Origin of the sequence: Candidatus Pristimantibacillus lignocellulolyticus (assembly GCA_023639215.1) — a bacterium.
GTDB classification, from domain to species: domain Bacteria; phylum Bacillota; class Bacilli; order Paenibacillales; family Paenibacillaceae; genus Pristimantibacillus; species Pristimantibacillus lignocellulolyticus.
The window spans coordinates 3,719,834-3,733,402 of sequence record CP097899.1 but is presented as its reverse complement, the minus strand read 5'-3'; the positions used below and the strand labels follow the sequence as shown (position 1 = coordinate 3,733,402).

The 13,569-nt window shown below is 40.2% G+C and carries 13 protein-coding genes; 1 reads left to right on the top strand and 12 read right to left on the bottom strand.

Going from position 1 to position 13,569, the window contains the following annotated elements; genetic code table 11:
• Position 1 precedes the first annotated feature (1 nt).
• The 4 genes from recG to NAG76_15805 form a co-directional block, all read right to left on the bottom strand.
• Positions 2-2,059: an ATP-dependent DNA helicase RecG gene (recG, locus tag NAG76_15820; protein URN93289.1), complete on the bottom strand. Its 2,058-nt coding sequence runs from the start codon at positions 2,057-2,059 to the stop codon at positions 2-4.
• Between the two features lie 7 nt (positions 2,060-2,066).
• Entirely contained in the window at positions 2,067-2,924 is an 858-nt protein-coding gene (locus NAG76_15815) for a DegV family protein (protein ID URN93288.1), read from the bottom strand.
• A 222-nt stretch (positions 2,925-3,146) separates the two neighbouring features.
• On the bottom strand, positions 3,147-4,892 hold the full coding sequence (locus NAG76_15810; protein URN93287.1) for a DAK2 domain-containing protein: 1,746 nt from the start codon (positions 4,890-4,892) through the stop codon (positions 3,147-3,149).
• Positions 4,893-4,909: 17 nt separating this feature from the next.
• Entirely contained in the window at positions 4,910-5,269 is a 360-nt protein-coding gene (locus NAG76_15805; protein URN93286.1) for an Asp23/Gls24 family envelope stress response protein, read from the bottom strand.
• 268 nt (positions 5,270-5,537) lie between these two features.
• Between NAG76_15805 and rpmB the strand changes: the two genes are divergently transcribed.
• On the top strand, positions 5,538-5,726 hold the full coding sequence (gene rpmB / locus NAG76_15800; protein URN93285.1) for a 50S ribosomal protein L28: 189 nt from the start codon (positions 5,538-5,540) through the stop codon (positions 5,724-5,726).
• Positions 5,727-5,825: 99 nt separating this feature from the next.
• Here the strand turns inward: rpmB and spoVM are convergent, their stop codons facing one another.
• From spoVM to rsmB, 8 genes are all read right to left on the bottom strand, one after another.
• A complete protein-coding gene (gene spoVM, locus NAG76_15795; GenBank protein URN96859.1) occupies positions 5,826-5,906 on the bottom strand; it encodes a stage V sporulation protein SpoVM in 81 nt (26 codons plus the stop codon).
• 132 nt (positions 5,907-6,038) lie between these two features.
• A complete protein-coding gene (locus NAG76_15790; protein ID URN93284.1) occupies positions 6,039-6,311 on the bottom strand; it encodes a hypothetical protein in 273 nt (90 codons plus the stop codon).
• Positions 6,312-6,329: 18 nt separating this feature from the next.
• Positions 6,330-6,974 carry a ribulose-phosphate 3-epimerase gene (gene rpe, locus NAG76_15785; GenBank protein URN93283.1) on the bottom strand — a complete coding sequence of 215 codons (645 nt, stop codon included), beginning with the start codon at positions 6,972-6,974 and terminating at the stop codon, positions 6,330-6,332.
• Between the two features lie 5 nt (positions 6,975-6,979).
• Entirely contained in the window at positions 6,980-7,972 is a 993-nt protein-coding gene (gene rsgA, locus NAG76_15780) for a ribosome small subunit-dependent GTPase A (GenBank protein URN93282.1), read from the bottom strand.
• Positions 7,929-10,130: a Stk1 family PASTA domain-containing Ser/Thr kinase gene (gene pknB, locus NAG76_15775; GenBank protein URN93281.1), complete on the bottom strand. Its 2,202-nt coding sequence runs from the start codon at positions 10,128-10,130 to the stop codon at positions 7,929-7,931. The genes rsgA and pknB overlap by 44 nt, the downstream gene beginning before the upstream one ends.
• Positions 10,130-10,888: a Stp1/IreP family PP2C-type Ser/Thr phosphatase gene (locus tag NAG76_15770; GenBank protein URN96858.1), complete on the bottom strand. Its 759-nt coding sequence runs from the start codon at positions 10,886-10,888 to the stop codon at positions 10,130-10,132. Before NAG76_15770 ends, pknB begins: the two co-directional genes overlap by 1 nt.
• Before the next feature lie 12 nt (positions 10,889-10,900).
• Positions 10,901-11,947: a 23S rRNA (adenine(2503)-C(2))-methyltransferase RlmN gene (rlmN, locus tag NAG76_15765; GenBank protein URN93280.1), complete on the bottom strand. Its 1,047-nt coding sequence runs from the start codon at positions 11,945-11,947 to the stop codon at positions 10,901-10,903.
• Positions 11,948-12,095: 148 nt separating this feature from the next.
• Complete coding sequence (gene rsmB, locus NAG76_15760; protein ID URN93279.1) at positions 12,096-13,568, bottom strand: 16S rRNA (cytosine(967)-C(5))-methyltransferase RsmB; 1,473 nt, start codon at positions 13,566-13,568, stop codon at positions 12,096-12,098.
• Position 13,569: the final 1 nt, after the last annotated feature.

The following is a 13,569-nucleotide window of genomic DNA, read 5'->3' as shown; positions in this document are numbered from 1 at the left end:
CCTAATCTATTTGTTCTCCTTGAAATAAAGGATCATTTCGAAGCCATTCTATTAATCTAGCGTACGATGAATCATGCCAAAAACTGTCGCGAGCTACGAGATCAGAAGCATCTTCTCTAGCTTGCTCAAGTAATTCATAATCAGCAACCATATCAGCTAGCTTGAATTCTGGTAGACCGCTTTGCTTTGTTCCGAAGAAGTCACCTGGACCACGAAGTTCAAGATCGCGGCGTGCTACCTCAAAGCCATCATTCGTGTCGGTCATAACCTTCATTCGTTCACGACCTACTTCTGATTTGGGATCAGCGAGTAGAATACAGTAGGATTGATGCTCGCCACGACCTACTCGACCACGAAGCTGATGCAATTGTGAAAGTCCGAATCGCTCAGCATCCATAATCATAATTATCGTTGCATTAGGAACATCGACGCCTACCTCAACGACCGTTGTCGCGACTAATACTTGTGATTCATTACTGGCAAAGGCACCCATCGACGCTTCTTTCTCAGCCGCACTCATGCGACCATGTAACAAACCTACTTGTAAATCTGGAAATGCCTGTTGCATTGTAATATGAACATCGATAACATTTTGCACTTCAAGTTTCTCAGATTCTTCAATCAGTGGGCAGATGACATAAGCTTGGCGTCCAAGCGCCACTTGCTTGCGAATAAAGCCATACGCACGATCTAAAGCACTATGCTTAACCCAAAACGTCTCGATCGGTTTACGCCCTTGTGGACGCTCGCGAATCGTCGATACATCCATATCACCAAACGCAGTTATAGCAAGCGTCCGCGGAATCGGAGTCGCTGTCATCGTTAATACATCTGGATGAATCCCCTTCTGACGTAATATACTACGCTGATTAACACCAAAGCGATGCTGCTCATCGACTACGACAAGACCTAACTTGCTAAAGAACACATCCTCTTGTATAAGCGCATGCGTACCAACGACAATATCAACTAGACCCATCTGCAACGAAGCAAGCATATCACGACGTTTGCGTTCTCCTAAACTTCCTGTTAATAGCCCTACTTGAATGTTCGTATTATCAAATAAACGCGTAAAGCTCTTCAAATGTTGCTCAGCTAATATTTCAGTAGGAACCATTAATGCTCCTTGATAACCAGCTTTTACTGCACTATAGAGTGCGATCGCAGCAACTACCGTTTTACCTGAACCAACGTCACCTTGTAACAGTCGATTCATTCCATAATTACGACGCATATCAACAGAAATTTCGTTAATTGCCTTCTTCTGACCATCTGTAAGTTCAAATGGGAGCGTTGCAGCAAATTCACGAATCCATTGACTATCAATCGGCATAGCGATACCTGCTTGTCTACGATGAGATAGTGCACGATATGCCTGCAAACGAAGCTGGAATAGAAACAGTTCCTCATACACCATTCGTCTTCGTGCTTCTTGACCAGCAGCAAAATCACCAGGATGATGGATATGTGTAATCGCTTCTGCTCGATTCATCAAATTATATTTCTGGACAATTTCATAAGGAAGAATTTCTTCTATCATACTGACATATTGTTCCAGTGTCGCTACGATTAATTTGCGAATCCATGGCTGTGTAATCTTTCCACCTACCGAATAGACAGGCTGCAATGTATCCATCTTCGCAGATGGTTTGACCGCATCAAGAAACTCAGATTCTGACACTGTCAGCTGCATGCGAGACTGTTCCCATTTACCAGTTAACATAATTTCTCGATCGGGAATTAATCCTTCACGCAGAAAATGACGGTTAAACCACGTTGCCGTAATTAATTGAATACCGACTTGTATTTTACACGTTAGACGAGATTTTGACTTGCCATAACGTTGTAACACAGGAACACCACGTACAGTTCCAATGACGGTAGCTTTTTCACCACTTTTTATTTCAGTCAAATCACGTACACGATAATCTTCATATCGAAACGGAAAGTATAATATAATATCATTCGCAGTATATAAGCCAAAGGCGTGAAGCTCCTGTTCCTTAAGAGCACTCACGCCTTTCAACTGTTTAACTGGAATTTGATCAAGTTTGATCATTCCTAGCTCACACCTTATATAAGAATACAGCGGAAGTACCAGGTCCAGTATGAGTACCGATAACAGTACCGACAGCTGTATAATGGATTTCCTTCACATTAAGTTCAGCAGTAACGCGTGCTTCAAGCTCTTGTGCAACCGTTACATCATCTGTCTTAGCAACAACAAGACCAACTTCAGCATCACCATATGCTTCTTTCAATAACTCAACAATTTTAGCCATCGCTTTTTTGCTGCCTCTTGCTTTATCAGCAGAGAATACTGCACCTACTTCATCAAGCGAAAGAATCGGCTTAATATTAAGTAAAGATCCGATAAGGGCTGCTGCTCTACCGATACGTCCGCCTTTTTGTAAATATTCAAGCGTATCTACTAAGAAGAAGATCTCTGCACTTTTCTGTCTTTCCTCAATTGCAGCTAAGATTTCTTCAACAGAAGCGCCAGCTTCAGCCATTTTTGCCGCAAGAATAACTTGCATGCCATTACCGTAAGAGGCTGACTTAGAATCAACAACTGTAATATTAGCATCTTCTGCTTCAATCATAGACTGGGCAATCGTTGCCGATTGATACGTTCCACTTAGCACAGATGCAAGATGAATTGAAATAATGGGACCCGTAGGGTCTTCAGCTAAAAGACGCTCATATACCTCACTGAATTCAGCAGGTGATGGCTGCGATGTTGTAGGCACAACTGATGATGTTTTAAGACGAGCATAGAAATCATCGGTTGTCATGTCGATTGCATCTCGAAACGTTTCCTCACCGAATAATACTTTCAGTGAAACCATAGTAATACCGTACTTCTCAAGTGCCTCAGCTGGAATGTCTGCTGTACTGTCCGTTACAATTCGAATATTCCCCATCTTACGATATTCCCCTTTCCTTATCCAATAAAAGTTCAAACATTTGCTTGTCAGTACCAAGAAGATGCCATGAAGCTAGGAAACGAGTAGCGGAATGTACGTATTTGGTACATGAGCACACGCAGGCTTCCGATGAATGGCATCTTCGACGCCGAATCCACTCCGAAGCTAACCATCGTGATCACAAGTGAATGTTTTGAATTACCTTATCGCTTAATTGTATTACTCGACTGCAAACACATATGGATATAGCGGTTGACCACCATACTGAACTTCAATCTCTAGATCGCTATAATGCTCGCCAATCCACTCGCTAATCGAAGCTGAAATCTCATCGGTAGAACCCTCACCAGTAAGAATGGTAACGATGTCTCCTTCTTCTTCAAGCATGCTTGTTAGTAGTGCTTTACACGCATCTAGAAGTTCCGCCTCAGAAGTTACAATGGATTTTTCCTTAATACCTATATAATGTCCTTCAGTAATTTCTACACCATCAATGCTTGTATCACGAACTGCTTTCGTAATTTGACCAGATACGACCGAACTAGTAGCAGCATTCATCCACTCTTTGTTACGTTCTGGCGTTTCATCTTCTTTAAAAGCAAGTACCGCTGCAATCCCTTGCGGAATTGTTTTCGTAGGTATAACGGTAACAGAGCGCTCTGTTAGTTCAACTGCTTGTTCAGCAGCTAATATGATGTTGCTATTATTAGGGAATATAAAAATATGATCAGCAGATAGTGCTTCAATTGCCTTCACAAAATCTTCTGTACTTGGATTCATGGTCTGTCCACCAGATAATACGATATCCACGTCACTACTACGGAACAATTCCGCTACCCCATCACCAAGCGCAACGGTAATCATACCATAAGGCGCACGCTCGAAAGCTTGCTCAGTAGGGCGATTATCAATGGCCTGTCCTGCTAACAGCTCAGCTGCTGATAAATTCACATGCGATTGATGAATATCTTCTTCAAGCAATTCACGATGTTGTTCACGCATATTAAGAATATGCATATCTGTAAGTTCACCGTATGGAACAGACAAATTGAACACATCACCTGGTTTACGAGAATGAACATGTACTTTAATAATGTCATCTTCTGTAATTACTAGAATTGAGTCCCCGTCTTTAGATAATGCTTTCTTGTAAGCGGATTCATCAAATGCGGGTAAGGATGTTCCCGATACATTACGCTTGATGAAAAACTCCATGTCATAGAAGAACTCAATATCTAAAGTCTCTAGTTTTGCTTGAGCGGAGATTGGAGCAGTATTACGTATAGGCTGTGGAACATATACATCTGCAGGTGCAGCTTCAGAAGTTAGATCGTCTAATATTTCTGAATTACCGGATAATGATTGTACAAATCCTTCATAAATATAGACTAGTCCTTGACCACCAGAATCAACAACGCCTACTTGCTTTAATATCGGTAATAGATCAGGCGTTTTTTGCAAAGCTTCGTAAGCTCTATTATGAACTTCTTGCATTAATTCAAGTACTTCTGTATTACGACGAGCAAATTGTACAGCATGACGCGCTGCTTCTTTGGCTACAGTAAGTATTGTACCCTCTACTGGCTTTACAACAGCCTTATATGCCATATCCACACCATGTTGTAGGGCAACAGCAATATCTACAGCCGTCGCTTCTTCGACATTCGCTAATGACTTAGAGAATCCTCTAAATAGTTGGGAAAGAATAACGCCAGAATTACCACGCGCCCCCATCAATAGTCCTTTAGATAATGCTTCAGCTGTTTTCCCCAGATGAGCAGATTGTTTGTTTTTCAATTCAGTTATTCCTGAAGTCATTGTTAGATTCATATTTGTTCCAGTATCGCCATCCGGCACTGGAAACACGTTAAGTGCATTGACTTGTTCAGCATTTCGCTTTAGTAAGTCAGCTCCTAATAATGCCATTCCAGCAAAATCAGAACCGTTAATAGCTCGCTTACCCAATGAAATTCCCCTTCCTGCTAGGTAGATACCCTTACATCTTGAACGAAAATGTTTACTTCGTTAACTGCAAGGCCTATTACATCATTTAACACATAGGTTACTTTAGAACGAATATTACTAGCAACTTCAGAAATTTTCGTTCCATAACTCACAATAATATACAAATCAATATATACACCATGTTGATCTTGTCTTATTTCAACACCCTTAGTCCAATTGTCTCGACCTAGAAGCACTGCGAGTCCATCTTTAAGTCCATTTCGTGAAGCCATTCCTACTAGTCCATAACATTCCATAGCGGCAGAACCAGCAATTGTTGCAATACAACTATCAGATACATTAATCTGACCATAATCATTATCTAATTGTATCGGCATTACGATCCACTCCCTTGCCATATATTATAGACTAATTTATATTGTACTATAAACATTGATTTTATTGAAGAGTATAGTTAAATTTCGCAACTTTTCAATTAGAATTAGGTTGAACAGGACTCAACTTTATGTTACGATATTTAGGTCTGTTTATATTAGAAGTAATATGCATGATTAATTATTCAAGTAGCATAGTCTTTACATAGCTGTAGAGGCAATGAGCTGTTAAAAGCAAGAACACTTGATATTTGGTGAAGGAGGTGTACTTATGTCCCGCAAATGTTTCGTAACTGGCAAAGCGCCTGGAAGTGGTAACAACAAATCTCACGCGAACAACACAACTCGTCGTACTTGGGGAGTTAACGTTCAAAAGGTTCGTATCCTTGTGGATGGTAAACCAAAACGTGTATACATCAGCGCTCGCGCGCTGAAGTCTGGTAAAATTACTCGTGTGTAATTTGCCATAGACAAAAGCACCTGAATCTTCAGGTGCTTTTTTTGTTGTAAGGTTGTACGCCTCCATGAAGCTAGGATTGTGACAGCCAGCATTATGTTGTTAGCTTTTTTGGAATGTATTCAGCACTGCTTTAACAAATCCACCCAGAAATTTAGGTAATTTAATGGTATAGAACTTCATGTACACCCCTCCTCGAAACACGCGGTTACATTTTCCGTGTGAGCTCCACTCTTGTAATCATAATATGCAAAAAGAGCGCAACGTATGCCACCACATGCTTCAAAGAAAGATAATTTCGAGCCCAAATTTAGATTACTGTCCTGATAATAATTCAGGATTATTATAAACTAGAATCATCGTATAAATAATGACCCCTAAAAAGTACATAAAGATTGATAATAATACAAATGTAATTCTTAAGCCAATCGTTTCAAATCGTCTAAAAAAGCGAATACCAATATAAACGGTTAACAAAGAAAAAAGATACTTAACAAAAGAATTTAGTGATGTAAATACTACTAATGTTCCACCAGCCATCATCGCATATAGAATGACCCAAAAGAACGTCTTAATGTTAAATTTCAACCGAACAACCCCCTCATATTATCGTAACGAGGCAATAGCTTCCGCACGATTAGGAGCATTAAACACAGCATTACCCGCGACAAGGACATTAGCGCCAGCATCGCGAACAAGCTGGGCTGTTTGCGCATTAACACCACCATCTACTTGCACATCAATATGAGACAACTCACGTTCTTGTAAGAGCGAGCGTAATTCACGAAGCTTAGTTACTGAATATGGAATAAATGATTGTCCACCGAAACCAGGGTTAACCGTCATAATAAGCACCATATCAATATCATTAAGTATTGGTATCAACGAAGAAACAGGCGTAGCTGGATTTAGAGCTACACCTACAGGAAGACTCTTTTCCTTGATAGAATATATTGTTCTATGAAGATGAGCACATGCTTCTAGATGAATCGTAATACGATCAGCACCAGCAGCAATGTAATCAGCAATGTATTGCTCTGGACGTTCAATCATAAGATGAACATCAAAAGGAAGTTTCGTCTTAGAGCGAACTGCAGAAATAACCGGTGGGCCAAATGTAAGGTTAGGTACGAAGTGACCGTCCATTACATCGACATGTACCCAATCAGCACCTGCGGCTTCGATCGATTGAATTTCTTGACCTAATTGAGAAAAATCAGCGGATAGAATAGATGGAGCAATAATAGTCATGAGTGTTAGTACCTCCGTTTTTGATCTTTGAGTTCTGCTAGGAAAGTTAGATAATTATCGTGTCTGCTTGATGCAATCTTTCCTGCTGCAAGTTGTTCAAGTACAGCACACCCCGGCTCCTGAACATGTGAACATCCTCTGAACTTACACTCAGGGGCAAGCTCACGCATTTCTATAAAACCATATGCTAGATCCGAAATGCCGAGTTCAGTAAAATCAAGTTGGCTGAAACCAGGTGTGTCTGCAACATAGCCCCCACCAATATCAATAAGTTCTACATGACGAGTCGTATGCTTACCTCGTCCAAGCCGATTACTTATTTCATTGGTTTCTAGTGTTAATCCTGGAACAATCGCATTCAATAGCGAAGATTTCCCCACACCAGATTGCCCAGCAAATACAGATACATGCCCTTTCAATCTTTCATGTAATGGAGATATGCCTTCATGTTCCAAAGAACTCGTCCCATAAATTTCATAGCCTAAATCACCGTAAATACGGGTAACTTCCTCAATACTTTTGAGCGCCGCTTCTTGTAAAGATTCGTTACTCCCTGCATCATGAGATAAGTCTTGCTTGCTTAAGCAAAGAACAGGCTCTATTCCAGCATGCTCAATATGAAGCAAAAACTTATCTAATAATTGTAAATTAAGGGCAGGTTCATGCACAGAAAAGACGAGAATAGCCAGATCAACATTTGCTACTGCCGGACGAATTAATTCGGAACGTCGAGGAAGTAATTCAACAACAGTTCCTTCTCCATTTTCTGTAAGGACATAGTGTACATCGTCACCTACTAAAGGAGTAAGACCTTTGTTCTTAAATACTCCTCTAGCACGGCATTGAACCGTGCTAGAGGGAGTTCGATCATATTGGGGTTGAACGTAATAGTAACCACTCAGTGCTTTAACGATAACTCCCTGGAGAACAGCGGAAGAATCTCTAGTTGTCTCATTATTCTTCTGCTGATGTTTCCTTGGATTGCTCGCTTTGCTCATTATGTTCAAAACCCTCCATATTTTCGTCTGGCTTGCCATGTTTATTTCCATTACCATTACCGTTTCCATTTCCATTACCGTTAGTTTCTGGCGATATAGGTGGTGGAGTAGGCTCAATCACATTTCCTGGAATTTCCAATCCAGTAGTTGAACCTTTTGAAATATCTTTATATCTAATTTCTTTAATATCCATGAAGATACCATCTCGGTAAACAGAAACTCTTGCTACCGTATCCTTATCAAGGACAAGTGTCACTGGGATATCGACTGTACTCGTAATTGTACGAGGATCAATTGCCATATTTTCACCACGAGCATCCGAATAGTGAATTTCAACTTCACTTGCAGAATCACTGTTTGCAGGTGAGATACGGACATTAAACTGATAAGTTTTAGCATCCGCTGGTTGCCCTGTACTTACAACAATCGAGATCTTGCTACCTTTGGTAACTTCTGCATTAGGCAATACATCTTGACTAATAACTTCGTCTTTATCAAACAAATAACTAGCCTCATACTTAATATTACCTTCTTCAAGTATTAAACCATAAGCTTTCAAAATATCTTTAACATCAGCTAATTTTTTGCCTTCTAAAGTTGGCATTTCAAATGTCTCTGGTCCAGCGCTTACTGTAAATGTGATTTTCACATCATCAGGATTAATTTCTGAACCTGCATTTGGTGTTTGCTCAAGAATAGTACCTACCTCTGAATCATCGTTTACTTCGGTAAATTCAAGTTGAGACTCCTTAATACCAAGTTCTACAAGGGCATTAATTGCTTGAACTTTCATCGAACCCACATAGTTGGGCAGTTCTTTCAGCTCTGGTCCGCTACTTATCGTTAATTCGATAAATGAGCCGACCTTAACCTTCATATTCATTTTCGATTGCTCCATAACTACACCTGCCGGAACAACCTTACTTGTTTCACGCGTTACCGGTTCTTGAACTTTCAAACCTTTATCCTCGATCATTTGACGCGCTTCTGCCTCTGTCTTGCTTACAACATAAGGCACTTCCGCATCATCTGTTTGCAATGTATCTAATAACTTAAAAAATCCCCATATTAACGCTGCCAAGAAAACTAATGTGACAAGAACAACAATCATCGGTTTCTTCCAATTGTTTTCTTTCTTAGTTAACTCAGATTCTTTCACTTGTGTAGTATTCATTGTCGTAGTGTTTTCTAACTTTTCTGTATTACTCACTGGTCCCGTTACTTGCTGCGTTCGGGTAGTATTCATATCTTGTATTTGTGATGAACGAATCGCAGGCATAATTTTTGTTTCCTGCAATTCATCTACTTGGCTGAATACAATTTTCGGTTCATACAGACGATGAGGTTGAAGACATGTCTCCAAATCTTCCATCATTGCTTTTGCTGAATGATAGCGTTCATTCGGATTTTTTCGCATTGATTTCAGAATGATATTTTCTACCGATTGAGGAATATGCGAATTTGACACTCTAGGCTCTTCAAAATCATCTTGTAAATGTTTCAAGGCAATGCTAATAGGACTCTCTCCAAAAAATGGGAGTTGAGCTGTTAACATTTGATATAACACAATACCTAAAGAGTATAAGTCCGATTTCTCACCTGTATTCACACCTTTGGCATGTTCAGGTGAAAAATAATGTACTGAGCCCACAACAGATCCGGTATGAGTAATCGTTGAGGAAGTTACTGCTCTAGCAATACCGAAGTCAGTCACTTTCACTCGACCATTATTACCGATAAGGATGTTATGTGGCTTAATATCACGATGGATAATATGATTCATATGTGCGTGATCAAGCGCCTCACATATTTGTTGTGCGATATGAACAGCTTCTTCAATCTGAAGTGGAGCTCGTTCTACAATAATTTCATTCAAGTTATGGCCTTCTACATACTCCATAACGATATAATGAATATCTTCTTCTTGACCAACATCATATATACTAACAACATTAGGATGAGAAAGTGCCGCTGCTGATTGACCTTCACGACGAAACCGACGAATAAACTCTTCATCATGAACAAATTGTTGTCGCAATACTTTGACCGCTACTTTCCGATTAAGCAGTACATCATGCGCTTTATATACTAAAGCCATGCCGCCACCGCCAATACGAGATATAATCTCATAGCGACCAGCAAGATCGTGTCCAATCATTATGTCTGCTCCTTTCCTTGTACATGACCATGTTGATCATAAAGCACAAGTGTAATGTTGTCTTCACCACCGGCCTCATTGGCTAGTGCAATTAATTGATCTGCACTTGTGTCTAGTGGTTGCTGACTCATTACAATGTCATGAAGTTGAGACTCGCTAACGCGATTAGATAAGCCATCGCTGCAAAGAAGTAAAATATCAGTGCTATCCCATTCAATAATACGAACATCAACTTCGACATCATCATCGGTGCCAATCGCACGGGTTAATACATTTTTACGAGGATGGTGTTCAGCCTCTTCTGCTGTTAATTGTCCCGATTGTACCAACGCATTCACTAAAGAATGGTCTTCCGTTAGCTGCTGGATGCCTTGTTCATTAATACGATATGCTCGGCTATCACCGACATGTCCAACAATGATCAATTTATCCCATAATAGGGCAGCAACAATCGTCGTGCCCATATTATGATATTGTTCCATATGTTTGGCTAATTGATATATCTCATCATTTGCTTGACGAATAGCAATTCGCATCAGACGCTTACCGTCTTCTGCACTCCAATTCGTAATTTCTTCATGTTGCTGCAGAATACGCTGAAAAGCTTTAACTGCGATTTGACTCGCAACATCTCCAGCCTGATGCCCACCCATTCCGTCTGCTACAATAGCAAACGAAAGCTGGTCATTAATATTTCCAGTTAAAGCAGAATCCTCATTCACTTGACGAATTCTTCCAATATCACTGCGACTAACCATTAACAAACGTAATCACCTCGCGTTAGATTCCATATGTTTGGCTCTTAATTGCCCGCAAGCAGCTGCAATATCATGACCTTGCTCTCTTCGTATCGTTACATTGATGTTATTCTTTTCTAACACTCTTGCAAATTCAAAAATATCATTACGTGGAGTACGTACGTAGTCTCGCTCTGGTACATGGTTAACTGGAATTAAGTTAACATGACATAACATATCTTTGATAACACTCGCTAACTCTTCTGCATGTTCCACCTGATCGTTTACACCGCCGATAAGCGCATATTCGAAAGAAATACGACGTCCTGTTTTCGCTTGGTAGTAACGGATCGATTCAATAACATCATCAAACGGGAAGCGACGGTTAACTGGCATAAGCTTAGAACGTAACTTATCATTTGGAGCATGAATAGATAGAGCCAAATTAATTTGCGTGTTCTCGTCAGCGAATTTATAAATACTTGGAACAATTCCGCTTGTAGAAACAGTAATATGGCGTTGACCAATATTCAAGCCCTTTTCGTGAATCATATTACGTAAAAACGTCATTGTAGCATCATAGTTTTCAAAAGGTTCACCAGAACCCATAATAACAATGCTAGATACACGTTCTCCTGTAGCATCAAGCATCATTTGTGAAGTGACAACTTGTGCAACAATTTCTCCAGCTGTTAAGTTACGTTTCAAGCCGCCAAGTGTTGACGCACAGAAGGTACAACCAATTCGGCAACCAACTTGAGTCGTTACACAAACGCTATTTCCATAGCTATGTCGCATAACAACCGTTTCAATCGCATGATTATCTTGTAATCCAAACAAGAATTTCACGGTACCGTCTCGTGATTCGAATTTCGTAATTTCTGATAACGTTAAAAATTCGAATTTGTCCGCTAATGCCTGACGAAGACTTTTTGATAAGTTTGTCATTTGTTCAAAGCTTGTTACACGTTTCACATAAATCCAATCAAACACTTGATCAGCGCGGAAAGCTGGCTCACCGATCTCTTTCATCCATTCTTGCAATTCTTCGTGTCTATAGTCATAAATAAATGGTTTCATCTCATCACACCTGTATAGTTTATAGGTGCTTCATTTTCAAAGAACGAAAATAAAGCATGTTTCAATATATTTTAGCATAAACGCCGCTCTCGAGCTATCTGTCAATGTTATGTCAACTTTGAGCCCATTATGACAAGCTAGTATTACGTTAATTGTGGCGAACTAAACGTGCTATGAAAAACCCGTCACTATTCGCATATTGCGGTAATAACTGTAGTTGACCTTCAAATGAATCGTCGATAATGCCTTGTGCACGGAGAGAATCAAGTATTGATTGTGGCCACCCAGCATCTAACTTATACTGAGGATTTCTTGCAAGAAACTGTGCAATCTGCAATTCGTTCTCTTCCTTAGCAATTGTACATGTACTATATACTAATGTACCGCCTGGCTTCACAAGATCACTCATTGCATCTAATAGCTTACTTTGAATTGCCGCAATAGCTGCAATATCACTATTCTCTTTGGTCCACTTAATCTCAGGTTTTCTGCGAATAACTCCGAAACCAGTACATGGGGCATCAAGCAGTATTGCATCAAAACTCTGTTTCTTTAGACGATCAGCAAGTGCGATCGCATCTCCGCTCATAGTCTCAATATGTGACAACCCAAGGCGCTTTGCTTGATCTTCAATTAATTGACGCTTATGCTCATGCAAATCATTAGAAATTAACTTCCCTTTGCCTTGCATCAGTTCTCCAATATGCATGCTCTTTCCACCTGGTGCAGCACAAGCATCCAAAACAAGCATCCCTGGCTTAGGTTGTAGCACTTCTGCTACGAGCATCGAGCTTTCATCTTGCAGAGACCATTGACCACTAGTAAAACCAGGTAATCCAGCAAGATGACCTCCACGATGTACATTAATACCAGCTGGTGCAAGTGGTGATAATGATGCATTCAAACCTTCTGCTTCAAATGCTTGCAATACATCAGCTACTGTAGCTTTCATCGTGTTGACACGTATGGAGCTATGCGGTACATCATTGCTACTACTCAAGATTCGCTCTGTTGTCTCATAGCCATACTCATCTAACCAACGCTTCACAAGCCATTCAGGAAATGAATAGCGAACTGATAGCATCTCTACTTTACTTGGCAAATGAATCCGACTAATGACAAGATCTTCTTGCCCACGTATAGCACTGCGTAGTACACCATTAACCATACTAGAAATACCTTGATGCCCTTTACGCTTTGCAATATTTACCGCTTCATTCACAACAGCATGTGGAGGAATTCGATCCAACCACACCAATTGATAAATACTAAGTCTAAGCAATTGATGTACCCACGGTTGCAATTTATGCAAGCCTTTAGCAACAAACTTTGCCAGCCAATAGTCAATTGTTAGCTTGCGACTAATTGTACCGTATACGATTTCAGTTGCTAATGCAGCATCTTGTCTGGATAACTGTTGTTCTTGTAACGTCTTATTCAATTGCAGATTACTATAAGCTCCTGCCTCCTCGACTTTAACAAGCACTTCTAAAGCAATTAGACGTGCAGATTTCGGTTTTGGTTGCAAAGCTTGTCCCTGACTGTTTCCCCCGGCACCATTACTAGATTTAGCTTTGTTAGTAAATGAGGCTTGTCTATGTGTTGAAGGTTTCTTATTCATA

Bases quoted from the DNA above. Each gene is read 5' to 3' on its own strand.
- NAG76_15805 (URN93286.1), bottom strand. From the start codon at position 5,269: ATGCCGATACAATTAGATAATGATTATGGTCAGATTAATGTATCTGAT.
- spoVM (URN96859.1), bottom strand. From the start codon at position 5,906: ATGAAGTTCTATACCATTAAATTACCTAAATTTCTGGGTGGATTTGTT.
- rsmB (URN93279.1), bottom strand. From the start codon at position 13,568: ATGAATAAGAAACCTTCAACACATAGACAAGCCTCATTTACTAACAAA.
- rsgA (URN93282.1), bottom strand. From the start codon at position 7,972: ATGAGCAAAGCGAGCAATCCAAGGAAACATCAGCAGAAGAATAATGAG.
- rpe (URN93283.1), bottom strand. From the start codon at position 6,974: ATGACTATTATTGCTCCATCTATTCTATCCGCTGATTTTTCTCAATTA.
- rpmB (URN93285.1), top strand. From the start codon at position 5,538: ATGTCCCGCAAATGTTTCGTAACTGGCAAAGCGCCTGGAAGTGGTAAC.
- NAG76_15815 (URN93288.1), bottom strand. From the start codon at position 2,924: ATGGGGAATATTCGAATTGTAACGGACAGTACAGCAGACATTCCAGCT.
- rlmN (URN93280.1), bottom strand. From the start codon at position 11,947: ATGAAACCATTTATTTATGACTATAGACACGAAGAATTGCAAGAATGG.
- recG (URN93289.1), bottom strand. From the start codon at position 2,059: ATGATCAAACTTGATCAAATTCCAGTTAAACAGTTGAAAGGCGTGAGT.
- pknB (URN93281.1), bottom strand. From the start codon at position 10,130: ATGATTGGACACGATCTTGCTGGTCGCTATGAGATTATATCTCGTATT.
- NAG76_15770 (URN96858.1), bottom strand. From the start codon at position 10,888: ATGGTTAGTCGCAGTGATATTGGAAGAATTCGTCAAGTGAATGAGGAT.